19 protein-coding genes are annotated in these 22,844 nt (G+C 71.9%); 10 read left to right on the forward strand and 9 right to left on the reverse strand.

Annotation, left to right across the window (positions count from 1 at the left end; translation table 11 throughout):
• Positions 1–26: 26 nt before the first annotated feature.
• Positions 27–725, forward strand: a complete 699-nt coding sequence (locus ACFVAJ_RS15435) for a hypothetical protein (protein WP_376945579.1) — start codon at positions 27–29, stop codon at positions 723–725.
• A 31-nt stretch (positions 726–756) separates the two neighbouring features.
• On the opposite strand, the gene ACFVAJ_RS15440 is transcribed toward ACFVAJ_RS15435, so the two are convergent.
• The 8 genes from ACFVAJ_RS15440 to ACFVAJ_RS15475 form a co-directional block, all read right to left on the reverse strand.
• Entirely contained in the window at positions 757–1,416 is a 660-nt protein-coding gene (locus ACFVAJ_RS15440) for a response regulator (protein WP_376945581.1), read from the reverse strand.
• A gap of 59 nt (positions 1,417–1,475) precedes the next feature.
• The gene (locus ACFVAJ_RS15445; protein WP_376945583.1) at positions 1,476–2,894 is read right to left on the reverse strand and encodes a sensor histidine kinase; all 1,419 of its coding nucleotides are present in this window, start codon (positions 2,892–2,894) and stop codon (positions 1,476–1,478) included.
• Positions 2,884–4,416: a multicopper oxidase family protein gene (locus ACFVAJ_RS15450; protein ID WP_376945585.1), complete on the reverse strand. Its 1,533-nt coding sequence runs from the start codon at positions 4,414–4,416 to the stop codon at positions 2,884–2,886. Before ACFVAJ_RS15450 ends, ACFVAJ_RS15445 begins: the two co-directional genes overlap by 11 nt.
• An 80-nt stretch (positions 4,417–4,496) precedes the next feature.
• Positions 4,497–6,014, reverse strand: a complete 1,518-nt coding sequence (locus ACFVAJ_RS15455; protein WP_376945587.1) for an amidohydrolase family protein — start codon at positions 6,012–6,014, stop codon at positions 4,497–4,499.
• Complete coding sequence (locus ACFVAJ_RS15460) at positions 5,993–6,997, reverse strand: Fpg/Nei family DNA glycosylase (RefSeq protein WP_376945589.1); 1,005 nt, start codon at positions 6,995–6,997, stop codon at positions 5,993–5,995. Before ACFVAJ_RS15460 ends, ACFVAJ_RS15455 begins: the two co-directional genes overlap by 22 nt.
• 4 nt (positions 6,998–7,001) lie before the next feature.
• A complete protein-coding gene (locus tag ACFVAJ_RS15465; RefSeq protein ID WP_376945591.1) occupies positions 7,002–7,517 on the reverse strand; it encodes a ribose-5-phosphate isomerase in 516 nt (171 codons plus the stop codon).
• 9 nt (positions 7,518–7,526) lie between these two features.
• A complete protein-coding gene (locus ACFVAJ_RS15470) occupies positions 7,527–8,531 on the reverse strand; it encodes a DUF2332 domain-containing protein (RefSeq protein WP_376945593.1) in 1,005 nt (334 codons plus the stop codon).
• 47 nt (positions 8,532–8,578) lie between these two features.
• Complete coding sequence (locus ACFVAJ_RS15475) at positions 8,579–9,520, reverse strand: LuxR C-terminal-related transcriptional regulator (protein ID WP_376945595.1); 942 nt, start codon at positions 9,518–9,520, stop codon at positions 8,579–8,581.
• Positions 9,521–9,683: 163 nt separating this feature from the next.
• Between ACFVAJ_RS15475 and pepN (ACFVAJ_RS15480) the strand changes: the two genes are divergently transcribed.
• The 9 genes from pepN (ACFVAJ_RS15480) (at position 9,684) to ACFVAJ_RS15520 (ending at position 22,086) form a co-directional block, all read left to right on the forward strand.
• On the forward strand, positions 9,684–12,254 hold the full coding sequence (pepN, locus tag ACFVAJ_RS15480; RefSeq protein ID WP_376945597.1) for an aminopeptidase N: 2,571 nt from the start codon (positions 9,684–9,686) through the stop codon (positions 12,252–12,254).
• A gap of 118 nt (positions 12,255–12,372) precedes the next feature.
• Positions 12,373–13,284: an ABC transporter ATP-binding protein gene (locus tag ACFVAJ_RS15485; RefSeq protein ID WP_376945599.1), complete on the forward strand. Its 912-nt coding sequence runs from the start codon at positions 12,373–12,375 to the stop codon at positions 13,282–13,284.
• The gene (locus tag ACFVAJ_RS15490; RefSeq protein WP_376945601.1) at positions 13,281–14,138 is read left to right on the forward strand and encodes an ABC transporter permease; all 858 of its coding nucleotides are present in this window, start codon (positions 13,281–13,283) and stop codon (positions 14,136–14,138) included. The genes ACFVAJ_RS15485 and ACFVAJ_RS15490 overlap by 4 nt, the downstream gene beginning before the upstream one ends.
• A 10-nt stretch (positions 14,139–14,148) precedes the next feature.
• Positions 14,149–15,510: a sensor histidine kinase gene (locus ACFVAJ_RS15495; RefSeq protein WP_376945603.1), complete on the forward strand. Its 1,362-nt coding sequence runs from the start codon at positions 14,149–14,151 to the stop codon at positions 15,508–15,510.
• Entirely contained in the window at positions 15,507–16,244 is a 738-nt protein-coding gene (locus tag ACFVAJ_RS15500) for a response regulator (protein ID WP_376945605.1), read from the forward strand. The genes ACFVAJ_RS15495 and ACFVAJ_RS15500 overlap by 4 nt, the downstream gene beginning before the upstream one ends.
• 36 nt (positions 16,245–16,280) lie before the next feature.
• Entirely contained in the window at positions 16,281–18,851 is a 2,571-nt protein-coding gene (gene pepN / locus ACFVAJ_RS15505) for an aminopeptidase N (protein ID WP_376945607.1), read from the forward strand.
• Positions 18,852–18,862: 11 nt separating this feature from the next.
• A complete protein-coding gene (locus ACFVAJ_RS15510; protein WP_376945609.1) occupies positions 18,863–19,996 on the forward strand; it encodes a mechanosensitive ion channel family protein in 1,134 nt (377 codons plus the stop codon).
• Complete coding sequence (locus ACFVAJ_RS15515) at positions 19,993–20,379, forward strand: globin (RefSeq protein ID WP_376945611.1); 387 nt, start codon at positions 19,993–19,995, stop codon at positions 20,377–20,379. The genes ACFVAJ_RS15510 and ACFVAJ_RS15515 overlap by 4 nt, the downstream gene beginning before the upstream one ends.
• A 39-nt stretch (positions 20,380–20,418) precedes the next feature.
• Positions 20,419–22,086, forward strand: a complete 1,668-nt coding sequence (locus ACFVAJ_RS15520) for an FAD-binding dehydrogenase (protein WP_376945613.1) — start codon at positions 20,419–20,421, stop codon at positions 22,084–22,086.
• 64 nt (positions 22,087–22,150) lie between these two features.
• On the opposite strand, the gene ACFVAJ_RS15525 is transcribed toward ACFVAJ_RS15520, so the two are convergent.
• Positions 22,151–22,831, reverse strand: a complete 681-nt coding sequence (locus tag ACFVAJ_RS15525) for a hypothetical protein (RefSeq protein ID WP_376945615.1) — start codon at positions 22,829–22,831, stop codon at positions 22,151–22,153.
• Positions 22,832–22,844: the final 13 nt, after the last annotated feature.

Genomic DNA, 22,844 nt, shown 5'->3' on the forward strand with positions numbered 1-22,844 from the left:
GCCCGCCCCGGGTGCAGAATGCGGGTATGACGGCGGATGCTCCGCGGCACGCGCAGTCCGACGGCGACGACGCCGCATCGCTCAGCGATGCGCAGAAGTCGTTGCGGGCGCAGATGCTCGCGACCGAGCACTGGAGCCTGCTCGCCTCCCGCTCCACGACGCAGAGCGAGGTGCTCACGCGCATCGCGATCTTCCTCACGCTCGTCTCGGCGGGGCTCGTCACCCTCGGTGTGCTCGGCAACGCGACCGGGTTCCGCGGATGGTTCGGGGCCGCCGCGCTCGGCATCCTGGCGTTGCTCGTGCTGCTCGGCGTGATCACGCAGCTGCGGGTGTTCAACACGGCGACCGAGGATCTCGCCTACGTGCTCGCGATGAACCGGCTGCGCGGCGCCTACCTCGACCTCGATCCGGGACTCGAGCGGTACTTCCTGATGGGCACGAGCGACGACGAGACGGGCATCGGCATCACCTACTACCCCTTCGCGATGCGCGACCGATCGCAGGTGTTCGCGAGTTCGGCGATGGTCATGCTCGTGGTGAACACGGCGCTCATCGGCCTCTTCGTCGGTGCGATCGTCTTCGCGCTCGGCGGGTCGATCGGGTGGTCGATCGCGGTCGGCGCGGTCGTCGCGCTCGTGCAGTTCGCGCTGTGGATGCTCAAGGGGTATCGCAGCTACCGGCAGGTCGTCGGCGTGCACGTGCCCCTCCGGCGGGCCGCTGGCTGACGGACCGCGCGGTCCCGGCGCAAGGCCGTGGTCAGCGCTGCAGCCAGGTGAGCACCGCGAGCACGCGCCGGTGATCGGTGCCCGAGTCCTCGAGGGCGAGCTTCTGGAAGATCGAGGTCACGTTCTTCTCGACGGCGCCGACGCCGATGAAGAGCTGCTTCGCGATGCCGGCGTTGGTGCGCCCCTCGGCCATGAGCTCCATGACCTCGCGTTCGCGCGGCGTGAGCGATTCCAGCGGATCGCTGCGCCGCGAGAGCAGCTCGCGCACGACCTGCGGGTCGAGCACCGTGCCGCCCTCGCTCACGCGTTCGACCGCGTCCTCGAGTTCGTCGAGCGAGGCCACCCGGTCTTTCAGGAGGTACCCCATGCCGCCCTCGCCCGAGGAGAGCAGTTCATGCGCGTAGGTGCCTTCGACGTACTGGCTGAGCAGCAGCACCCCGAGCTTCGGACGCCGGCGGCGCAGCTCGATCGCCGCACGCACCCCCTCGTCGCGGAACGTCGGCGGCATCCGCACGTCGAGCACCGCGAGGTCGGGCTCGGTCTCGTCGATCGCGGCGAGCAGCGAGTCGGCCTCGCCGTAGGCGGCCACCGTCTCGAAGCCCGCCTCGTCGAAGAGTCGCACGAGGCCTTCGCGCAGCAGCACCGAGTCCTCGGCGAGCACGATGCGGAGGGGGCGGGCCTGGTCGGTCATGGCCCCACACTATCGAGGGGCCGGCCGCGCCCGCCTCCGCGTGCGAAGACGCCGGGTCGCTATTCGACCGGGGCGGGCGGGCGCTCGACGTCTGCCGGGGCGACCGGGAGGTACGGGATGTGCGCCCCGATCGTCGTCGGGCCCCCGACGGGGCTGTCGACGACGAAGAGCCCCTGCAGGCCCTGCACGCGATCGGCGAGGCCCGCGAGCCCGTGACCCGGCAGCGTCGAGGCGCCGCCGCGGCCGTTGTCGGTCACCCAGAGGTCGAGCCAGTGGCCCGTCTCGCCGGTGTCGCGCGTCGAGACGACGAGGCGGATGCCGGTCGCCTCGGCGTGCTTGGCCGCGTTCGTGAGCAGCTCGGCGACCACGAAGTACGCGTTGCGCTCGATCGGCGCGGGCAGCGAGGCATCCGGAAGTTCGATCTCGACCTCGACGGGGATCGGGCTGCGCGTCGCGAGCGACTGCAGTCCCACCGCGAGCCCGCGGTCCTGGAGGATCGGCGGGGCGAAGCCCCGCGAGAGCGCCCGCAGTTCGTCGAGGGTCTCGCGGGCCTGGTCGCGCGCCTCGCCGAGCAGTTCGCGGGCTGAATCGGGGTCGCGGTCGAGCTTGCGCTCGATCGCGGCGAGGTCCATCTGCAGGCGCACGAGACGCTGCTGCGGGCCGTCGTGGATGTCGCGTTCGAGGCGTCGGAGCGAGGCATCCTCGGCCTGCACCGCCGCACCGCGAGAGGCGGCGAGCTGGGCGACCTCGCGCTCGAGCGCCTCGGAGCGCCAGGCGCCGAGCATGCCGCGCGCGACGACGTCGTGCAGCAGCGTGAGGCCGCGGAACACGAGCGGCAGCGTGGCGAGGAAGACGAGCCCGACGACGAACTCGAAGATCGTCTCGGCGACCACGGGGTCGATGTCCCAGGTGTTGCCCGGGAACATGGACTCGAGCACCCACTCGACCGGCCAGACGTCCCGCCCCGAGTCGGGGATGTAGCGCTGCCAGATCCACCCGGTCGTGCCGGCGAGCGCGACCGAGCTCCACGTGATCGTGAGACTCCAGCTGATGATGCTCACGATCGGGTTCACGATCATGCCGTGCAGCAGGTACAGCCAGTAGTGGCCGTCGACGAAGGGCGCGAACGTCGCACGCCAGAAGCCCTGTTCGCGATCGCCGCGTCCCCACGCGGGCTGCACCGTCTCGGGCCGGCCGGCCCAGCGGAGGCGCAGCAGCTCGAGCGTCCCGAATCCGCGCGCCATGAACATCGACGCGACGACGATGAAGATGCCGAACACGAGGAAGATCAGGCCGAGGCCGGTGAAGAAGGTGGTCGCGAGCAGTACGAGCGCCATGATCGCGATCGGCATCGTGAGGATGAGGAAGCCGAACTCGCGCGGCACGCCGGCCCACAGCGCCCAGTAGCCGCGCCGGCGCGGCGGCGCGTCCGCCGGCGCGGCGGCGATCGGTGCGGGGTACGTCGATTCAGTGCTCATGGTGGGTTCCTCCAGTCATCGTCGCAGACTGACCCGGCTCGACGACGGCGAATTGCCCCATCATCCCCTGGTCTTCGTGCCACAGCAGGTGGCAGTGGTACATGTACGGCGTGTCGGTGTCGGTGTAGTCCTCGAACCGCATCAGCAGCTCGACCTCGGTCTCGGGCTCGACGAAGATCGTGTCCTTCCAGCCCGACAGCTCGGGCGGCGGTGCGGCCCCGTCGATCGAGGCGACGCGGAACTGCACGTCGTGCACGTGGAAGCTGTGCGGCAGCTGCTGCGTGTTGACGACGACCCAGCGCTCGAGGGTGTCGACCGTGACGGTCTCGTCGATGCGACCCATGTCCATCGGCTCGCCGTTGATCTCGAAGCCGTCGCCGAGCTCGAAGCGCCGGGTCGTCGCGATCTCGGCCTCGTCGTCGACGGGGATCGTGTTGAGCTGCGGCGGCACCTCGGCCGCGGGGTCGAGGGCGTCGGCCGCCCGGATCTCGAGCACGTCGAACGCGTCGCTTCCGCCGTTCGTGTCGGCGACGGGGCCGACGAGGCCGGCGATCTCGGGCGTCATCCTCGACTGCAGCACGAGCGTCTCACCGGGTTCGACGCGCAGCAGCACCTCGGCGCGCTCGCCCGGCGAGAGCCGAATGTGCTCGAGTTCGACGGATGCCTCGAGGAGGCCCCCGTCGGTCGCGATGAGCTCGACCGGGCGGCCGTCGCCCCAGGCGAAGGCGTAGCTGCGTGCGGTGGAGGCGTTGAGCAGCCGGAGGCGTACGAGCTCGTCGCGCACCTCGACGTAGGGACTGCGGGTGCCGTTGACGAGGAGTTCGTCGCCGAGACCGCCGGCGTAGCCCCGCTGCTTCGCCTCCAGCTCGCCCTCCGCCGAGAAACCGGTGTCCTGCACGATCACGGGGAGGTCGTCGACGCCGTACTCGGCGGGCAGGCCCAGCGAGCGCTCGTGCTCGTCGTGCAGGAGGAACATGCCCGCGAGGCCGCGGGCGACGTGGTCCTCCGTCTCGCCGTGCGGATGCGGGTGGTACCAGAGCGTCGCCGCCTGCTGGTCGATGTCCCATTCGGGCGACCACGAGGCGTCCGGCTCGACCATCTGGTGCGGTCCCCCGTCCATCTCGGGCGGCAGGTGCATGCCGTGCCAGTGCACGGTCGTCGGCTCGTCGAGCGAGTTCGTCATGTCGACGCGCACGCGCTCGCCGCGCTCGGCGACGAGCGTGGGGCCGAGGTACGCGCCGTTGAACCCCCACGTCTCGCTCGGTTCTCCCGGTTCGAACTCCGTGGTGCCGGCCTGCGCATCGAGGGCGAACACCCGCGTGCCGTCGGCGTCGACGGTCGATTCGGCGAGCGGCGGGATCGCGAGGGGCCGGTCGAAGTCGACCTCGCCGACGGTCGAGACGGGGCCCGGGGTGACGATGCCGCACCCTGCGAAGGCTGCGGCGACGAGGCCGCCGGCGGCGAGTGCCGCGATCGCGGTGCCGATCGTGGCGCCGGGGCGGCGGAGGCGTGTCTGAAGCATGACTCCAGCCTCGCGAGCGGCGCCCGCGCGGCCCACCCGGCGGGCGCCCGGATCACGGCGGGGGTTTTCCCCCGTCGGAGCTACAGCGCCCGGTGCGTGAACGCGCCGGCGACGAGCGTCGCGGCCACCGGCATCGTCCGCAGTTCGTCGGACGTCGCCGCGAACGGGTCGAGCTCGACGACCGCGAGGTCGGCTGCGCCGCCGACGCGCACCTCGGCACCGGCGCCGTTCGTCGACGCGGCGAGGGCCGCGCGCGCCTCGATCGCCTGCTCGGGATGCCACGGGGCGCGCCCGTCGCGCGTCCGCCCGACGGCGGCGGAGATCGCGATCCACGGGTCGAGCGGAGCGACCGGCGCATCGGACCCGAGCGCGAGCTCGACCCCGGCCGCCGCGAGCTCGGCGAGCATGAAGGCGCGTTCGGTGCGACCGGCCCAGTAGCGGTCGGCGACGTCGCGGTCGTCCATCGCGTGCTCGGGCTGCACGCTCGCAATGATGCCGAGCCGGGCGAACCGGGCGACGTCGTCGTGCCGCAGCAGCTGGGCGTGCTCGATCGACCCGGTGCAGCCGACCGCCTCGAAGGCGTCGAGCACCCGCGCGTTCGCGCGGTCGCCGATCGCGTGCACCGCGGGCGTGATGCCGTGCTCGTGCGCGCGGCGCAGGTGCGGCACGAGCTCGTCGTACGGCACGGTCGCGAGGCCGTACGGGTGCTCGTGCCCGGCGAGCCCCGGATACGGGTCGAAGCACCACGCCGTGCGGGTGTTCAGCGAGCCGTCGGTGATGACCTTGGCGCCGCCGACTGTGACGAGGCCGCCGGTGCCGGCGACCTCGTCGCCGGTGCGGAGGCCCAGCTCGATCGCTCGCTCGAGGTGCTGCGGGTAGATGCCGAAGGCGACGCGCAACGGGAACCCGCCGGCCGCGCGACGAGCCCAGTCGTCGCGGTTCCAGCGCATCTCGTAGTCGACGACGCCGACGACGCCGCGTGCGGCCGCACGGTCGGCGGCATCGGCGACCCAACCGTCGAGGAGTTCGTCGGCGACGTCGTCGAGTTCGCGGACGAGGGCGAAGCAGGCGTCCTCGCGGAGGACGCCGTCGTCGGGCAGCGTCACGCCGTGCCGCCGTGCCGCCGCCGAGTTGAGCCAGCAGGCGTGCAGGTCGGCCGCGACGAGCACGACGGGCGCCTCGCCCGCCACCGCGTCGAGCAGCGCCGTCGAGGGGGCGTCGGCCCAGAGCCCGTCGCGGTAGCCGAATCCGGCGACCTCGGTCGCGCCTTCCGCGACGGATGCCGCGACGAGCTCCGCGACCTCGGCGGCGCTCGTCGCGCCCGACAGTTCGAGCCGGCGCGACACCATCGCCCACTGCGAGAGGTGCACGTGGCGATCGTGGAGCCCGGGGACGACGTATCGCCCGTCGAGTTCGATGCGCCGGGCCCCAGGTGCGTCCGCACCGCCGGCCGGAGCGATCGCGGCGATCCGGCCCCCCTCGAGGTGGAGGTCGACTGGGTCGGCCGCGCCTGGGAGCCGGGCCCCGGCGAGCAGCACCGGCTCCGGCGCCTCGGGGCGCTCGTCGAGATCGCGGCTCACGCCTGGCACGACGGACACCAGTAGAGCTTGCGGGCGCCCATCTCCTCGAGCACGATGTTCGTGCCGCACACCCGGCACGGCAGGCCCTCGCGCTTGTAGACCCAGTGGCGGTCGTCGCGGCTCGCCATCGCGGCGCGGTACGCCTCGGGGTCGAGGTCGTCCATCGTCATCATCTGACCGGTCTCGACGCCGATGCGCAGGAGCTTCGCCCAGTCGCGCCAGAGCTCGCGCACGAGTTCCTCGGGCACGAGCTTGCCTGGGGTGTGCGGGTTCAGCCGGGCGCGGAACAGGAGTTCGGCCCGGTACACGTTGCCGATGCCGGCCACGACGTTCTGGTCCATGAGGAGCAGCCCGATGGGCGTCGGCTTCCTGCGGACGACGCTCGTGAACCGCTCTTCGGCGCCCGGCCCGGGGTCGAGCAGCGGGTCGGGTCCGAGCTTCGCGACGGTCTGCTCGACCTGCACGGGGTCGAGCACCTCGCAGGCGGTCGGCCCGCGGAGGTCGGCGCAGATCGTGTCGGTGAGCAGGCGCACCCGCACCTGGCCGATCGGCTCGGGCGGGAAGGTGTCGAGGCCGTTCCCCTCCTTCTCGGACTCGGCCATGCGCAACCGGGTCTTGCGGGGGGCGCCGATCGAGCGCAGCGAGTTCTCGCCCGCCTCGTCGAAGACGACCGCGTCGGGGTTCGGTGCGTCGAGGAAGGTGCCGCGCTGGTTGGTCTGGCCCATCCGTCCGTTCGCCGAGGCGATCGTGGCATCCATCAGGATCTCGCCCGAGAAGTCCCACGCCCCGTACATGCCGAGGTGCACGCGCAGCCAGACGTCGCCCTCGAAGCCGAGGAACATCTGCTTGCCCACGGCTCGGGCGTCGGTCATGCGGCGCCCGTCGAGCTCGGCCGCACCGACGGCGAAGCGGCCCTGCGGGCTCGACGCGTGCACGACGTGACCGACGAAGTTGCGCTCGAACTGCCGGGTGATGCGGTGGACGGAGTGGCCTTCGGGCACCCTGCTACTCCGCCGGGGCCTCGGTGCGCGGCGCGACGTCGACGCCCTTGCCCGCGATGTCGCCCGTCGTCTCGTACTCGGCGAGCTGCGCGATGCGGCGCACGTGGCGCTCGTCGCCCGAGAACGGCTCGGCGATGAAGGCGTCGATGTAGCGGATCGCCTCTTCGACGGTGTGCTGGCGCGCGCCGATCGAGATGACGTTGGCGTCGTTGTGCTCGCGGGCGAGGATCGCGGTGTCCATGCTCCAGACAAGCGCGGCGCGGATGCCGGGCACCTTGTTGGCCGCGATCTGCTCGCCGTTGCCCGAACCGCCGAAGACGACGCCGAGGGCCCTCACGCCCGCGGCCTGGTCGCGGGCGACGCCGAGCGCCGCGTTGATGCAGAACGCCGGGTAGTCGTCGAGCGCGTCGTACTCGACCGGACCGTGGTCGATCACCTCATGGCCGCCGTTCGACAGGTGGGCCTGCAGGGTTCGGCTGAATTCGAGGCCGGCGTGGTCGGTCGCGATGTGGATGCGCATACAGCGATTCTAGGGATTCGGCACCCACGTGACGGCGCGCCCGTGCGGTTGCGCCCACGCCAGCTGCACGCCGTCGAGCGCGAGCACGAAGTCGGTCGAATCGTTCGGCACGTCGTCGCGGGCGACGATGCCCGGAACGACCCTGCGCCCCTCGACCGAGAGCCAGTGCCCGGGCAGCCCTCGCACGGCATCGGCGAAGCGGGCGCGCCCCGCCTCGTCGAGGTAGGCGATGACGGCCGTGTGCAGCACCACGAGCGTCGCTCCCGCGGGCGCCTCCGCGGCGAGCGCGGCGAGACGTTCGTTGAGGTCGCCCGCCACGAGCCGCGGCGGGTCGGATGCCACGATGGCCGCCGCCGCACGCAGGCGTGCCCGCCGGTCGTCGTGCTCGGGCCAGATGAGGGCGTCGAGCCAATCGAGGTCGTCGGGGTTCGTCACGTCGAGCGGATTGAGGTCGATGCCGGCGCGCCACACGACCTCGGGCAGGCGATCCGGCACCGGCACCGGCGCCGCAGCGGAACCCGCGTCCCGGGTCTCGCAGTCGAGGACGACTCGGCTCGGCCCGTCGAGGGGGTCGAGCGGCGCGTGGCCCGAGTAGCGGTAGCTGTACCGGTCGGGGTAGAGGCAGAGCCCGGCCGAGGCGCCGACCTCGAGCAGCGCGAGCGGACCCGGGATCGCGGCGAGCGCGGGCACGTGCAGGGCGCAGCGGCCGGCCTCGTTCGTCTGCGTCGCGTGCGTCTCGGCGGTCTCGCGCACCTCCCGCCAGTGCTCGTGCAGCCAGTCGCGGAACCTGGCGTACGACCCGACGGGCGCATCGTGGAACCGCGCTGCCGAGAACACGAGGTTCGGCTGCCGCTTGGCCGGCGGCAGCTCGTCGATGAGCGCGATCGTCGCCGGATCGCCCGCGACGCCGAGCGCCCAGGCGTCGTAGCACTCGGACATGCCACGGGCCTCGACCTCGGCGAACGCGCGGTAGCGCTCGGCGGTCGGGGCGTCGTTGTCGACGGAGCTGCGCATGGGGTCAGGCTACGCCGCCGGCCCGAGCGCCCGGCATCCTCGCACCGCTAACCCCAGCCGTGCTCGCGGGCGTGCCAGCCGAGCTGCACCCGGCTCGTCACCTGCGCGCGCGCCATCAGCCCGCTGATGCGACGCTGCACGGTGCGCGCCGAGGTGTCGAGCTGGGTCGCGATCGCCGCGTCGGTGAACCCCGCGAGCAGGAGCTGCAGGATGCGGCTGTCGTCGGCGTCGAGCTCCTGGTTCGTCGTGCCGTAGGGGCGCGAGTTCGCCCACACGGCGTCGAACAGGCCCTGCGCGAGCTGCGCCGGGCCGCCCCGCAGCACGAGGCTCGGGTCGACGCCGGTGCCGCGGCCGGCGACCGGCAGCATGGCGAAGCGGCTGTCGACGACGATGAGCTTCAGCGGGATCTGGCCCGTCGTGCGCACGTCGACGCCGGCGCCGAGCGACTGCTCGACGTTGCGCACCGCGTCGGGCTCGACGAGGAAGTCGCGGTCGATGACCGCGCGGGCCCGGATGCCGCGTGCGAGCGCCGCTGCCTCCTCGGTGTTGTCGTCGCTGACGACCTGCGGCCGCCCGGTGACGAAGATGTCGATGCGCTCCCGCGCCGAGTGCTGGAGCTGCAGGAACCGGCGCCCCACGGCATCCGGACCCTCGACGACCTCGATGAGCTCGCGCTCGCTGCTGCCGAGCGCGCTCGAGCGGTAGGTGCCGACGAGTTCGGCGAGCGCGAGCTCGGCCTCGTTGAGCCGGTCGCGCTGCTCGGCGAGCTGCGCGGCGAGCGCGAGGTCGGGCGGGGTCACCGCGAAGCGATGTCCCTCCCCCGGCACGGCGAGCCCGCGCTCGACGAGCCCGTCGACCGCGACCCGCACCCGGCCGGGCGGCAGCGCGATCGCGTCGGCGAGCTCGAGCAGGTGGGCGCCTGGCCGCGACATGAGGGCGCGGTAGACGGCTTCCTCGTCGGCGGTGACGCCGAGATACTCCAAGGCCATGATTCCCCTGAGGTGCGTGGTCGATGCTCACTGCATTCTCACGCACGCGAACCCGCGCCTCGACCCCACCGGGCACGATCCCACCCGCGTCCTCCCTGCAGGGCTAGGCTGGAACGCGTTGCCTGCGGCCACGAGCCGCGTCGATACTTGCGAAGGAGCGCACGTGCCCGGAGAGAACCTCACCCGAATCGAAGCCGAGGAGCGCGCTGCGCTCGTGACGGTGCACGACTACGACGTCGTGCTCGACGTCACCGTCGGCCCCGAGGTGTTCACGACCACCACGACCGTGCGCTTCGACGCCGCCACGCCCGGCGCATCGACGTTCATCGACGCGATCACCGCGAAGGTGCACTCGGTCACCCTGAACGGCGTCGCACTCGACCCGGCCGAGGTCAGCGACGGCGTCCGCATCCAGCTGCCGAACCTCGCCGCGGAGAACGTGCTCGTCGTCGAGGCCGACGGCCGGTACATGAACACCGGCGAGGGCCTGCACCGCTTCGTCGACCCCGCCGACGGCGAGGTGTACCTGTACACCCAGTTCGAGGTGCCCGACTCGCGCCGCATGTTCGCGGTGTTCGAGCAGCCCGACCTGAAGGCCGCCTTCACGTTCACCGTCACGGCCCCGTCGCACTGGCAGGTCGTCTCGAACCAGCCGACGCCCGAGCCGCAGCTGCACCCGTCGGGCCGCCGCGCCGACGACGTCTCGACCGCGACGTGGGCGTTCGAGCCGACGCCGCGCATGTCGAGCTACATCACGGCGCTCATCGCCGGCCCGTACGACGTCGTCCGCGACGAGCTCACGAGCTCCGACGGCCGCACGATCCCGCTCGGCGTCTTCAGCCGCAAGAGCCTCTCGCAGTACCTCGATGCCGACTACATCTTCGAGAAGACGAAGCAGGGCTTCGAGTACTTCGAGGGCAAGTTCGACGTGCCCTACCCGTTCGCGAAGTACGACCAGCTCTTCGTGCCCGAGTACAACGCAGGTGCGATGGAGAACGCGGGCGCCGTGACCTTCACCGAGGTCTACGTCTTCCGCTCGAAGGTGACTGACGCCATCAAGGAGCGCCGCGTCGTCACGATCCTGCACGAGCTCGCGCACATGTGGTTCGGCGACCTCGTCACCATGAAGTGGTGGAACGACCTGTGGCTGAACGAGTCGTTCGCCGAGTGGGCGTCGACCATCGCGACCGCAGAGGCGACCGAGTGGCACCACGCGTGGACCACGTTCAACTCGATGGAGAAGAGCTGGGCGTACCGCCAGGACCAGCTCCCCTCGACGCACCCGATCGTCGCCGAGATCCGCGACCTCGAGGACGTGCTCGTCAACTTCGACGGCATCACCTACGCCAAGGGCGGCTCGGTGCTGAAGCAGCTCGCCGCCTGGGTCGGCATCGAGGCGTTCTTCACCGGCGTCTCGGCCTACTTCAAGAAGCACGCGTGGGGCAACACGACCCTCGCGGATCTCCTCGGCGAGCTCGAGACGGCCTCGGGCCGCGACCTGTCGGGCTGGTCGAAGCTGTGGCTCGAGACCGCGGGCGTCAACACCCTCCGTCCCGAGATCGAGACGGATGCCTCGGGCGCGATCACCTCGTTCGCGGTGCTCCAGTCGGCCCACCCCGACTACCCCACCATCCGGCCCCACCGCCTCGCCATCGGCTTCTACAACCTCAAGGACGGCAAGCTCGTCCGCGAGCACCGCGTCGAGCTCGACGTCGACGGCGAGCGCACCGACGTCGCCGAGCTCGTGGGCCTCGCCCGCCCCGACCTCGTGCTCCTCAACGACGACGACCTCGCCTACGCGAAGATCCGCCTCGACGAGCAGTCGCAGGCCGTCGCGATCGCGAACCTCTCGAAGATCGAGGACCCGCTGGCGCGCGCCCTCGTCTGGTCGAGCGTCTGGGATGCCACGCGCGACGCCGAGACGAGCGCGAGCGACTACCTCGACCTCGTGCTCGGCAACGTCGCGAGCGAGACCGAGTCGACGACGCTGCGCATCATCCTCGCGAACGCGCAGCTCGCCGCGAGCTCGTACGTCGCCCCCGAGCGTCGTGCCGACGCGCGCCGCACCCTCGCCGACGGCTTCTGGCAGCTCGCCCAGCAGGCCGCGGCCGGCAGCGACGCCCAGTTCCAGTTCGTGAAGGCGTTCGCCGCGATCGCCGAAGCCGGCACGCAGGTCGACGCCCTCGCGGGCCTCTTCGACGGCTCGATCGCGCTCGACGGCCTCGACATCGACACCGACCTCGGCTGGGAGCTGCTCATCGCCCTCGTCGCCGCCGGCCGTGCCGGCGACGCCGAGATCGACGCCCGCCTCGCGACCGACAAGACGGCCACCGGCCAGGAGTCGGCGGCGCACGCCCGCGCCGCGACGCCGACCGCCGAGGGCAAGCAGCGCGCCTGGGCCTCGATCGTCGAGTCCGACACCGCGACGAACTCGGTCGTGCGCACCACGGCGGCGGGCTTCGTGCGCGCCGACGAGCAGTCGCTGCTGGCGCCGTTCGTCGAGCGCTACTTCGGCATGCTCGGCGACATCTGGAAGACCCGCAGCTACGCCATCGCCGAGAAGCTCGTCGAGCTGCTCTACCCGGCCACCCTCGCGAACCGCACCCTCGTCGACGCCAGCCACGCCTGGCTCGACGCGAACCAGGACGCCCCGCCGGCGCTCCGCCGTCTCGTGATCGAGAACGTCGCGGGCGTCGAACGCGCCCTCGCCGCGCAGGCGCGCGACGCGCAGTAGTCGCACCGCGGCCTCACCGGGGCGGCGGCGGCGTGGTACCCCGGTACCACCCGCCGTCGCCCCGAACCATTCCTGCGACGGACGCGCCGGAGGCGGTGGCATCCGTAACGTCGAAGGCATGATCACCGCAACCGCGCTCACCAAGCGCTACGGCCAGAAGACGGCCGTCAACGACATCACGTTCAGCGTGCGACCCGGTCAGGTCACCGGGTTCCTCGGGCCGAACGGTGCCGGCAAGTCGACCACGATGCGCATGATCGTGGGGCTCGACCGTCCGAGCGCCGGCACCGTCACCGTCGGCGGCAAGGCCTACGCCGAGCACCGCGCCCCGCTGCACGAGGTCGGCGCGCTCCTCGACGCGAAGGCCGTGCACACCGGCCGCACCGCGGAGAACCACCTGCTCGCGATGGCCGCCACGCACGGCATCGGCAAGCGCCGGGTGCGCGAGGTCATCGAGCTCACCGGCCTCGAGTCGGTGGCCCGCAAGCGCGTCGGCGGCTTCTCGCTCGGCATGGGCCAGCGCCTCGGCATCGCCGCGGCCATGCTCGGCGACCCCTCGACCCTCATCCTCGACGAGCCGGTCAACGGCCTCGACCCCGAGGGCGTGCTCTGGGTGCGCCAGTTCGTGCGCCACCTCGCGAGCGAGGGCCGCACGGTGTTCCTCTCCTCGCACCTGATGAGCGAGATGGCGCAGACCGCCGATCACCTCATCGTGCTCGGCCGCGGCGAGATCATCGCCGACGCGCCCGTCGCCGACATCATCGACGGCGGCACCCGCCCGCGAGTCCGCGTGCGCTCGCCGCACGCCTCGCAGCTCGCCGAGCTGCTCGCCGCGCCCGAGGTCGCCGTGCTGCGCTCGGAGCACGGCCTGCTCGAGGTCACGGGCGTCGACGCCGCAGGCATCGGCGACCTCGCGGCCCAGAACGGGCTCGCGATCCACGAACTCACCCCGCAGAACGCGTCGCTCGAGGAGGCCTACATGGCCCTCACCGCCGACGCGGTCGAGTACCGCACGGAGGCCGTCCGATGACCACCATCACTCCCACCGCAACGCACCCCGCGCAGGGCACGCGCACCACGCGGCTCACCTTCGGCGGCGTGCTCCGCTCCGAGTGGGTCAAGCTCCGCAGCCTCCGCTCGACCGTCTGGTCGTACCTCATCGTCATCGCCATCTCGCTCGGCATGGCCTTCCTGATGTCGTTCAGCTTCGCGTACGGCATGGACGGCGGCATGGACGGGGCCGCCGTGCCCGCCGCCGAGCAGACGCAGCTCGTGCTGCAGTCCGCGGTGTTCGGCGTCTACTTCGGCCAGCTCGTCGTGGGCGTGCTCGGCGTGCTCGTCATCAGCGGCGAGTACACGACGGGCATGATCCGCTCGACGCTCACCGCGGTGCCGAAGCGGCTGCCGGCCCTCGCGGGCAAGGCCGTCGTGCTGTTCGTCTCGACGTTCGTCGTCGGGCTCGTCGCGAACCTGGCGGCGTTCCTCACCTCGTCGATCGTGTTCGCGGGCGTCGACGTCTCGGCGAACCTTCTCGACGGCGACGTGCTGCTGACGCTGGCCGGCGGTGCGCTCTACCTCGCGCTCATCGCGATCTTCGCCCTCGGCGTCGGCACGATGCTCCGCTCGAGCGCCGGCGGCATCGCCGCGGTCCTCGGCCTGCTGCTCCTCCTTCCGACGGTGCTGCAGCTGATCCCGGCCGACTGGGCGCACGACATGGTCCCCTACCTGCTCTCCAACGCGGGGATGACGATGTTCGGCACGATCGGCGCGGATCCCGCCGCCATCGTCGGCCCGAACGCGTGGCAGAGCCTCCTGGTGGTGCTGGCCTGGGTGGGGGTCTCCCTCGCCGGCGCAACCGTGCTCCTCAAGCGGCGGGACGCGTAGAGTCCTGCCTATGACGGAAGCACCGTTCTCCCCCGGCCGCCCGGCTTCGGCGGTCGGGGGAGAATTGCGTCTGCCGAAGCCTCCGGGCGTGATCCGGCAGTTCTGGGCGAGGCATCCGCGTCTCGCCGACGCGCTCATCGCGGCCGCCTACCTGGTGCCGACGTTCATCACCACGATCGTGCTCGCGACGGACGACCCCGGGCCGCCGCTCTGGACGACCGTGCTGCAGCTCGTGGGCATCGCCGTCGGCACCGCCGCCCTGCTGCTGTTCCGTCGCTCGCAGCCGTGGCTCGTGATGGCCGTCGCCTGGCTCGTGTGCCTCATGGTGTACCCGCTCAGCGGCAGCGACGTCTACCCGATGCTCTTCGCGCTCTACGGCCTCGGCGTCTACCGGTCGACGAAGTCCGCGTGGGTCGGCTTCGCCGTCTCCGTCGCGGTCTCGACGGCCGCCGCGTACCTCTCGACCTGGTTCGTCGCCATCGAGCTGCTTCCCGGCCCCGAGCTCGTCGGCGGTCCCGTCGCCGCGTCGACGCAGTACGCCGTGGTGATGCTCATCGCGACCCTCATCGGCGTCACGGTCGGCAACCGCCGCCGCTACCTCGACGCGCTCATCGCCCGCGCGCACGACCTCGCCCGCGAACGCGACCAGCAGGCGCAGCTCGCCGCCGCCGCTGAGCGCGCGCGGATCGCCCGGGAGCTGCACGACATCGTCTCGCACGGCCTCACCGTCATGGTGACCCTCGCCGACGGCTCTGCGGCCACCGTCGCGCGCGACCCCGAACGTGCCGCCGAGGTGATGCGGAGCGTCGCCGAGACGGGCCGCGACGCGCTCGGCGAGATGCGTCGCATGCTGGGCGTCCTCACGGGGCCCGACGCCGAACCCGCCGAGCTCGCCCCGCAGCCGGGCCTCGGCGCACTGCCCGAGCTCGTCGAGGGGTTCCGCGACACGGGGATGCCGGTCACCCTCACCACCGTCGGCGCGCCCGCCGACGACGCCGCCACGGGCCTCGCGGTCTACCGGATCGTGCAGGAGGGACTCACGAACGCGCTCCGCCACGGCGAGCGCGCGCACCGCGTCGACGTCCGCGTCGAGCACCGCGCCGACGGCGTCGAGATCACGGTCGACGACGACGCACCGCACGACCGCAAGGCCGGCGCGACCGCCACCCGCGGCGCCGGGCGCGGGATCGCGGGTCTCCGCGAGCGGGCGGCCCTCCACGGCGGCGAGCTCGACGCCGGGCCCCTCCCCGGGCGGGGATGGCGACTGCACGCGACGCTCCGGCATCCCGAGGCCGTAGAGCTGCCCCACGACGCACCCGACCGCACGACCGATCGTGCGACGCACGACACCCCGAAGGACGGCACGGAATGACCGACGCCCCGCACGAACCGATCCAGTCGCATTCGACCCCGATCAGAGTCGGCCTCGTCGACGATCAGGCGCTCGTACGCACCGGATTCCGCCTCGTGCTCGACGCCGAGACGGGCATCGAGGTCGTCGGCGAGGCCGCCGACGGGCGCGCCGCACTCGAGCTCGCCGACGCGACCCGGGTCGACGTGCTGCTCATGGACGTGCGCATGCCCGGCATGGACGGCATCGCCGCGACCGCGGAGGTGAGCGCGAGGCATCCCGAGACCCGCATCATCGTGCTCACGACCTTCGACCTCGACGAGTACGCCTTCTCGGCGATCCGCGCGGGCGCGAGCGGGTTCCTGCTGAAGGACGTGCGTCCGCAGGAGCTCGTGACCGCGATCCGCACGGTGCACGCGGGCGAGGCCGCCCTCTCGCCGCGGGTCACGCGGCGCATGCTCGAGCTGTTCGCCGAGGACCTCCCGGCGGGCTCCGACGCCCGCACGCCTGCGGCCCCCGCGCCCGGCCCGCTCGATGCGCTCACGGCCCGCGAGCGCGAGATCCTGCAGGCGATCGCCGAGGGGCTCAACAACACGGAGCTCGCCGAGCGCTTCTTCCTCTCCGAGTCGACCGTGAAGACCCACGTCGGCCGGGTGCTGCAGAAGCTCGGCGCCCGCGACCGGGTGCAGCTCGTCATCATCGCGTACGAGCTCGGCGTGCTCGGGCCGCAGAACGGGCACCGCACGGATCGCTAGGCTTGCTGGGCGCACTCGCTACGAAAGGGATCGTCCATGCCTGCTGCCAACCTCACCCGCGTCGAAGCCGAGGAGCGGGCGGCGACCGTCGGCTCCCCGAGCTACGAGGTCGTGCTCGACCTCACGGGCGACGGCGAGACCTTCCGCAGCGAGACGACCGCCCGGTTCACGGGCGTCGCCGGCGCCTCGACGTTCATCGAGGCGTGCACCGAGCGGGTGCACGAGGTCGTGCTCAACGGGCGAGCGCTCGACCCGGCCGAGGTGAGCGACGGCACCCGCATCCGGCTCGACGGGCTCGACGCCTCGAACGAGCTGCGCGTCGTCGCCGACGCCCGCTACACGAACAGCGGCGAGGGGCTGCACCGCTTCGTCGACCCCGTCGACGGCGAGACCTACCTGTACACCGAGTTCGCCGTCGCCGAGGCGAACCGCGTGTACGCCGTCTTCGACCAGCCCGACCTGAAGGCGGGCGTGCGCTTCACGATCACCGCCCCCGCGCACTGGAGCGTGCTGTCGAACGCGCCCTCGCCCGAGCCGGTGGCCGGCCCCGAGGCATCCGGCGTCGCCACCTGGGCGTTCGAGACCGGGCCGGTCATCTCGAGCTACATCGTCGCGATCATCGCCGGTCCCTACGCGAGCTGGCGCGGCACCGCGACGAGCGTCGACGGCCGTGAGGTGCCGCTGGGGCTCTTCACCCGCGCCTCGCTCGCCGAGTACGCCGACCCCGAGATGATGTTCTCGACGGTGCAGGCGGGGCTCGCGTTCTACGAGCAGGCCTTCGGCGTGCCCTACCCGTACGGCAAGTACGACCAGATCTTCGTGCCCGAGTACAACTGGGGCGCGATGGAGAACGTCGGCGCGGTCACCTTCAACGAGTCGTACCTGTTCCGCTCACGCGTGTCCGACGCTCGTCGCGAGCAGCGCGCGATCGTCGTGCTGCACGAGCTCAGCCACATGTGGTTCGGCAACTCGGTGACCATGAAGTGGTGGAACGACCTGTGGCTCAACGAGTCGTTCGCGACGTGGGCGTCGACGCTCGCGACCTCGCAGATCACCGAGTTCACGGGCGTCTGGGCGACCTTCGCGAGCGACGAGAAGACGCACGCCGCCGAGCAGGACCAGCTGCCCTCGACCCACCCGATCGTCGCCGAGATCCGCGACCTCGAAGACGTCGAGGTGAACTTCGACGCCATCACCTACGACAAGGGCGCCTCGGTGCTGAAGCAGCTCGTCGCCTGGGTCGGGCTCGAGGCGTTCCAGCGCGGCGTCGGCGCCTACCTCGCCGCACACGGCGGCGGCAACGCGACCCTCCGCGACCTGCTCGACGAGCTCGAGCGGGCGAGCGGTCGCGAGCTCACCCGCTGGTCGCAGCTCTGGCTCGAGACCGCCGGTGTCAACACGCTGCGCGCCGTCGTCGAACAGGATGCCTCGGGCACGATCACGGCCGCGCACCTCGAGCAGACCGCGGCGCCGTCGCATCCGACCCTGCGCCCGCACCGTCTCGCGATCGGCGGCTACTCGCTCGGCGACGGCGGGCTGACCCGTGCCTTCCGCGTCGAGCTCGACGTCGACGGCGCGCGCACCGAACTGCCCGAGCTCGTCGGCGAGACCATGCCCGACCTCCTCCTCGTGAACGACGACGACCTCACCTACGCCAAGGTCCGCCTCGACGCGCACTCCTTCGAGACGGCCGTGCACCACCTCGCCGAGCTCGCCGACCCGGTCGCGCGCGCGGTCGTGCTCGGCTCCGCCTGGGACGCGGTGCGCGACGCCGAACTGCCGGCCGCCGCCTTCGTGCGGCTCGTGCTCGCCTCGATCGGGCACGAGACCCAGTCGTCGGCGCGCGGCCTCGCGCTCGGGCGTCTCGAGCTCGCACTCGGCCGCTACCTGGCCGACGAGCACCGCGAGCGGCTCTCCGACGAGGCGGGCGACGCGATCTGGGCGCTCGCCGAGCTCGCACCCGCCGGTTCCGACGCGCAGCTGCAGTTCGTGAAGGCCTTCACGCGTCTCGCGACGACCGCCGCGCACGGCGACGTGCTCGGCAGCCTCCTCGAGGGCACGATCGCCCTCGACGGCCTCGAGATCGACCTCGACCTCCGCTGGGAGCTCGTGATCGCCCGCGCCGCGCTCGGCGCCGGCGACGACGAGGAGCTCGCGGCGGCGCTCGCCGCCGACGACACCGCGAAGGGGCGGCAGCTCGCCGAGACGGCGCGCGCCGCCCGCCCCGACCAGGCGGTGAAGGATGCCGCGTGGCGGCGCGCGATGACCGACTCCGGGCTGTCGAACGACCTCGCCCGGGCGATCGCCGACGGCTGGCGCCGCACGAACGCGCCCGAGCTCCTCGCCGGCGTCGCGCGCGAGTACCTCGACGCGATGCCCGGCGTCTGGGAGGGACGCTCGTACAACATGGCCGCCATCCTCTCGACGCGGCTCTTCCCGAGTCCGCTGGTCGACGCCGAGCTCGCCGAGCTCACACGCGCATGGCTCGCCGAGCACCCCGAGCCCGCGTCGATGCACCGCATCGTCTCGGAGCACCTCGCCGAGCTCGACCGGGCCCTCGCTGCGCGCACCCGCGATGCCAGCGAGCTCTCGGGTGGGGCTCAGTAGACTTGCCAACCATGTTCGGCTTTGAAGTTCCCGACCCCAACGCACCGGAGAACAACCCGGTGAGCGGTGATTTCTGGGCGGGAATCGCGCAGTACTGGGCTGACAATTGGGACGTCATCCTCGGCAAGCTCATCTCGATCGCGATGATCATCGTGATCGCCCTGCTGATCCGCTGGGTGCTCCATTTCGTCATCGAGCGGGTCGTCAAGCAGATCGTCACGGGCGTCAAGAAGAAGCAGGACGTCACCGACACCCAGGCGCTGCAGGCCTCGCCGCTCGCCGCCGTGCGCGTCGTGCAGCGCACCCGCACGCTCGGCACGGTGCTCACGAACATCGTCAACGTGACGCTGTTCATCGTGGTGGTGCTGCTCATCGTCACGACGATCAACGAGCAGATCCTCGGCTCGTTCGCACTGCTGACGGCGGCGGTCGGCGCCGGACTCGGTTTCGGCGCGCAGAACATCGTGAAGGACGCCCTGAACGGCATCTTCATGGTCGTCGAGGACCAGCTCGGCGTCGGCGACGTCGTCGACCTCGGGCCCGCGACCGGCATCGTCGAGGAGGTCCGCATCCGCATCACGACCGTCCGCGACGTGAACGGCACCCTCTGGTTCGTGCGCAACGGCGAGATCCTGCGGGTCGGCAACATGTCGCAGGGCTGGGCGCGGGTCATCATCGACCTCGCGGTGCCCTACGACGCCGACGTCGACGCCGTCGAGACCGAGCTGCTGCGCACCGCGACCGAGCTGGCGCATTCGAGCAAGTGGCGTTCGCGCGTGCTCGAGAAGCCCGAGGTGTGGGGGCTCGAGTCGATCTCGGCCGACGCGATGGTGCTCCGGGTCGTCATGAAGGTGCGCTCCTCCTCGAAGGACGACGTCGCCCGCGAGCTCCGGATGCGCCTGAAGCGCACCCTCGACGAGATGGAACTGAAGCTGCCGAGCCTCGCGAGCGTCGTGCTCACCGGCTTCGACGGCGCCACCCGGGTGAAGGGCGCGAAGCCGCCGCGCACCTCGCCGAACAGCGTCGTCCCCGGCCAGACCGTGAAGAAGCCGAAGAACCGGGCGCCGCGCCTGCCGCGCGGCACTGTCGGAGGGACGGGAACGTCCTCGACCCCGCCGAAGCCGAGCGACGGGGGCACGGCATGACCGAGATCCAGTCGTTCTACGAGCAGGTCGGCGGCCGGCCGACCTTCGAGAAGCTCGTCGCCGAGTTCTACCGGGGCGTCGCCGACGACCCGGTGCTGAAGCCGATGTACCCCGAGGAGGACCTCGGGCCCGCCGCGCTGCGCCTCCAGCTCTTCCTCGAGCAGTACTGGGGCGGCCCCGGCACCTACAGCGAGGAGCGCGGCCACCCGCGCCTCAGGCTGCGCCACCAGCCGTTCAAGGTGAACCCCGATGCCCGCGACCGCTGGCTCGCGCACATGCGCACCGCCGTCGACTCCCTCGAGCTCCCCCCGCTCGCCGAGGAGACATTGTGGGATTATCTCCAGCGAGCCGCTTTCGCGATGGTGAACACCTTCGACGACTGACGACCCACCGCCACCACCCGAAGCGACGAAGGAGTCCCTGTGGCATCAGCAGCATCCACCCCCGATGCGATCATCGTCGGCGCCGGTCTCGCCGGCCTCGTCGCGGCATCCGAACTCGTCGAAGCCGGCCGCCGCGTCGTCGTCGTCGACCAGGAGCCCGCGGCGAGCCTCGGCGGCCAGGCCCACTGGTCGTTCGGCGGCCTGTTCCTCATCGACTCGCCCGAGCAGCGACGCATGGGGGTGAAGGACTCGCTCGACCTCGCCCGCCAGGACTGGGAGGGCACCGCGGCGTTCGACCGCGAGGAGGACGAGTGGGGCCGTCGTTGGGCGGAGGCGTACCTCGAGTTCGCCGCGGGTGAGAAGCGCGCGTGGCTGCATGAGAAGGGCGTGCGATTCTTCCCCGTCGTGGGCTGGGCCGAGCGCGGCGCCGGGCAGTCGATCAGCCACGGCAACTCGGTGCCGCGATTCCACATCACGTGGGGCACCGGTCCGGGCGTGCTCGCGCCGTTCATCGCCCGGGTGAAGGCCGGCGAGGCCGCGGGGCTCGTCGAGTTCCGCCACCGCCACCGGGTCGACGAGCTCATCGTCGAGGGCGGCGCGGTCGTCGGCGTCCGCGGAGCCCTGCTGGCTCCCGACGACGCGGCCCGCGGCGAGGCGTCCAACCGCGACGTCGTCGGCGACTTCGAGCTGCGCGCGCCCGCCGTGGTCGTCTCGTCGGGCGGCATCGGCGGCAACCACGAGCTGGTGCGGGCGGCCTGGCCGGAGCGGCTCGGCGAGCCGCCGGCCGAGATGCTCTCGGGCGTGCCCGCCCACGTCGACGGACGCATGCTCGGCATCGCCGAGGCATCCGGAGCGCGCCTCGTCAACGGCGACCGCATGTGGCACTACACCGAGGGCATCACCAACTGGGACCCGGTGTGGCCGCTGCACGGCATCCGCATCCTGCCGGGGCCGTCGTCGCTCTGGTTCGACGCCGAGGGCCGCCGGCTGCCGCCGCCCCTCTTCCCCGGCTTCGACACGCTCGGCACGCTCGAGCACCTCATGGCGACCGGGCACGGGCATTCGTGGTTCGTGCTCACCCAGAAGATCATCGAGAAGGAGTTCGCCCTCTCGGGCAGCGAGCAGAACCCCGACCTCACCGGCAAGGACCTGAAGCTACTCGCCCAGCGCGTCCGGCCGGGCGCCCCCGCGCCGGTCGAGGCCTTCAAGGAGCACGGGGTCGACTTCATCGTCGCCGACACGCTCGACGAGCTGCTCGAGCGGATGCGCGCACTCTCCCCCGAGGCCCCGCTCGACACCGCGAACATCGAGCGCGAGGTGCACGCCCACGACCGCGAGATCGAGAACGAGTTCACGAAGGACCTCCAGGTCACCGCGCTGCGCGGCGCCCGCAAGTACCGCGGCGACAAGCTCATCCGGGTGGCGACGCCGCACCGGTTCCTCGACGCCGACGCCGGGCCGCTCATCGCCGTGAAGCTGCACATCCTCACCCGCAAGAGCCTCGGCGGCATCCAGACCGACCTCGACTCGCGGGCGCTCGGCGCCGACGGCACGCCCGTTCCCGGCCTCTACGCGGCCGGCGAGGCCTCGGGCTTCGGCGGCGGCGGCGTGCACGGCTACCGGGCGCTCGAGGGCACCTTCCTCGGCGGATGCCTCTTCACCGGCCGTGCGGCCGGACGGGCGATCGCGGCCGCGGCGGGCGAGTAGCGACGACGCACCGTCTCGAGACCCGGGTTCGCCCGGGTCTCGAGACAGCTCAGCGGCCGATCGCCTACGCCTTGAGCGTCCAGGGCTTGCGCCGGACGAGCACGTGCCCGCGGCGCGAGGAGAGCCTCGTCCACGGACCGGTCTCGAAGAGCTGCACGGGGTCGTCGCCGAGGAATCCGAGGCTGAAGGCGGCGAACGCCGCCCCGGTCGGCAGGAACTCGACGCCCTCGACGCCGCGGCCCCACACCTCGGAGCGGACGCGTTGCACCAGCTGCTCGCCCGTGCCGGCGGGGATCGCCGCGGCGACCTCGTCGATTCCCGCACGCGCCGCAGCTTCGAGCACCGAGGCATCCGCCTCGCCGAGCGGACGCCAGCCGCCTCGCGGCGGCGAGATGCCCGCCCACGTGACGGTGTTCACCTCGGGCGGTCGCGACATCGAGATCGGCCGCGACTCGTCGCCCTCGCCGAGCTCGCCGCGGGCGCGCACGATCCGCTCGACGAGCGAGCGCATCGGCACGACCGAGTCGAACTCCTCGGTGTCGGCGAGCGCGAAGGTGCGGAGGCCGAGCACCGTCGGGCTCTCGTCGAGGATGCCCCGTGGATAGAGGATCGCGGTGTAGACGGCGAGGATTCCGGAGCCGGCGATCAGACGCACCGACCCGTCTTCGACGCGGGCGGCCCGTTGCAGGTACGTGTGCAGGTCGCCGAGCGACAGGCTGTCGGCGAGCGTGAGTCGTTGAACCATCTCCTGTCTAAAC

The sequence above is a fragment of the Agromyces sp. NPDC057679 genome (genome assembly GCF_042799635.1).
Lineage (GTDB): Bacteria > Actinomycetota > Actinomycetes > Actinomycetales > Microbacteriaceae > Agromyces.

What these genes read in the sequence shown, in the direction of transcription:
- ACFVAJ_RS15465 (WP_376945591.1), bottom strand. Translation starts at nt 7,517, where the DNA reads ATGCGCATCCACATCGCGACCGACCACGCCGGCCTCGAATTCAGCCGA.
- ACFVAJ_RS15440 (WP_376945581.1), bottom strand. Translation starts at nt 1,416, where the DNA reads ATGACCGACCAGGCCCGCCCCCTCCGCATCGTGCTCGCCGAGGACTCG.
- ACFVAJ_RS15435 (WP_376945579.1), top strand. Translation starts at nt 27, where the DNA reads ATGACGGCGGATGCTCCGCGGCACGCGCAGTCCGACGGCGACGACGCC.
- ACFVAJ_RS15500 (WP_376945605.1), top strand. Translation starts at nt 15,507, where the DNA reads ATGACCGACGCCCCGCACGAACCGATCCAGTCGCATTCGACCCCGATC.
- ACFVAJ_RS15490 (WP_376945601.1), top strand. Translation starts at nt 13,281, where the DNA reads ATGACCACCATCACTCCCACCGCAACGCACCCCGCGCAGGGCACGCGC.
- ACFVAJ_RS15450 (WP_376945585.1), bottom strand. Translation starts at nt 4,416, where the DNA reads ATGCTTCAGACACGCCTCCGCCGCCCCGGCGCCACGATCGGCACCGCG.
- ACFVAJ_RS15485 (WP_376945599.1), top strand. Translation starts at nt 12,373, where the DNA reads ATGATCACCGCAACCGCGCTCACCAAGCGCTACGGCCAGAAGACGGCC.
- ACFVAJ_RS15495 (WP_376945603.1), top strand. Translation starts at nt 14,149, where the DNA reads ATGACGGAAGCACCGTTCTCCCCCGGCCGCCCGGCTTCGGCGGTCGGG.
- ACFVAJ_RS15515 (WP_376945611.1), top strand. Translation starts at nt 19,993, where the DNA reads ATGACCGAGATCCAGTCGTTCTACGAGCAGGTCGGCGGCCGGCCGACC.
- ACFVAJ_RS15525 (WP_376945615.1), bottom strand. Translation starts at nt 22,831, where the DNA reads ATGGTTCAACGACTCACGCTCGCCGACAGCCTGTCGCTCGGCGACCTG.
- ACFVAJ_RS15510 (WP_376945609.1), top strand. Translation starts at nt 18,863, where the DNA reads ATGTTCGGCTTTGAAGTTCCCGACCCCAACGCACCGGAGAACAACCCG.
- ACFVAJ_RS15470 (WP_376945593.1), bottom strand. Translation starts at nt 8,531, where the DNA reads ATGCGCAGCTCCGTCGACAACGACGCCCCGACCGCCGAGCGCTACCGC.
- ACFVAJ_RS15475 (WP_376945595.1), bottom strand. Translation starts at nt 9,520, where the DNA reads ATGGCCTTGGAGTATCTCGGCGTCACCGCCGACGAGGAAGCCGTCTAC.
- pepN (WP_376945607.1), top strand. Translation starts at nt 16,281, where the DNA reads ATGCCTGCTGCCAACCTCACCCGCGTCGAAGCCGAGGAGCGGGCGGCG.
- ACFVAJ_RS15445 (WP_376945583.1), bottom strand. Translation starts at nt 2,894, where the DNA reads ATGAGCACTGAATCGACGTACCCCGCACCGATCGCCGCCGCGCCGGCG.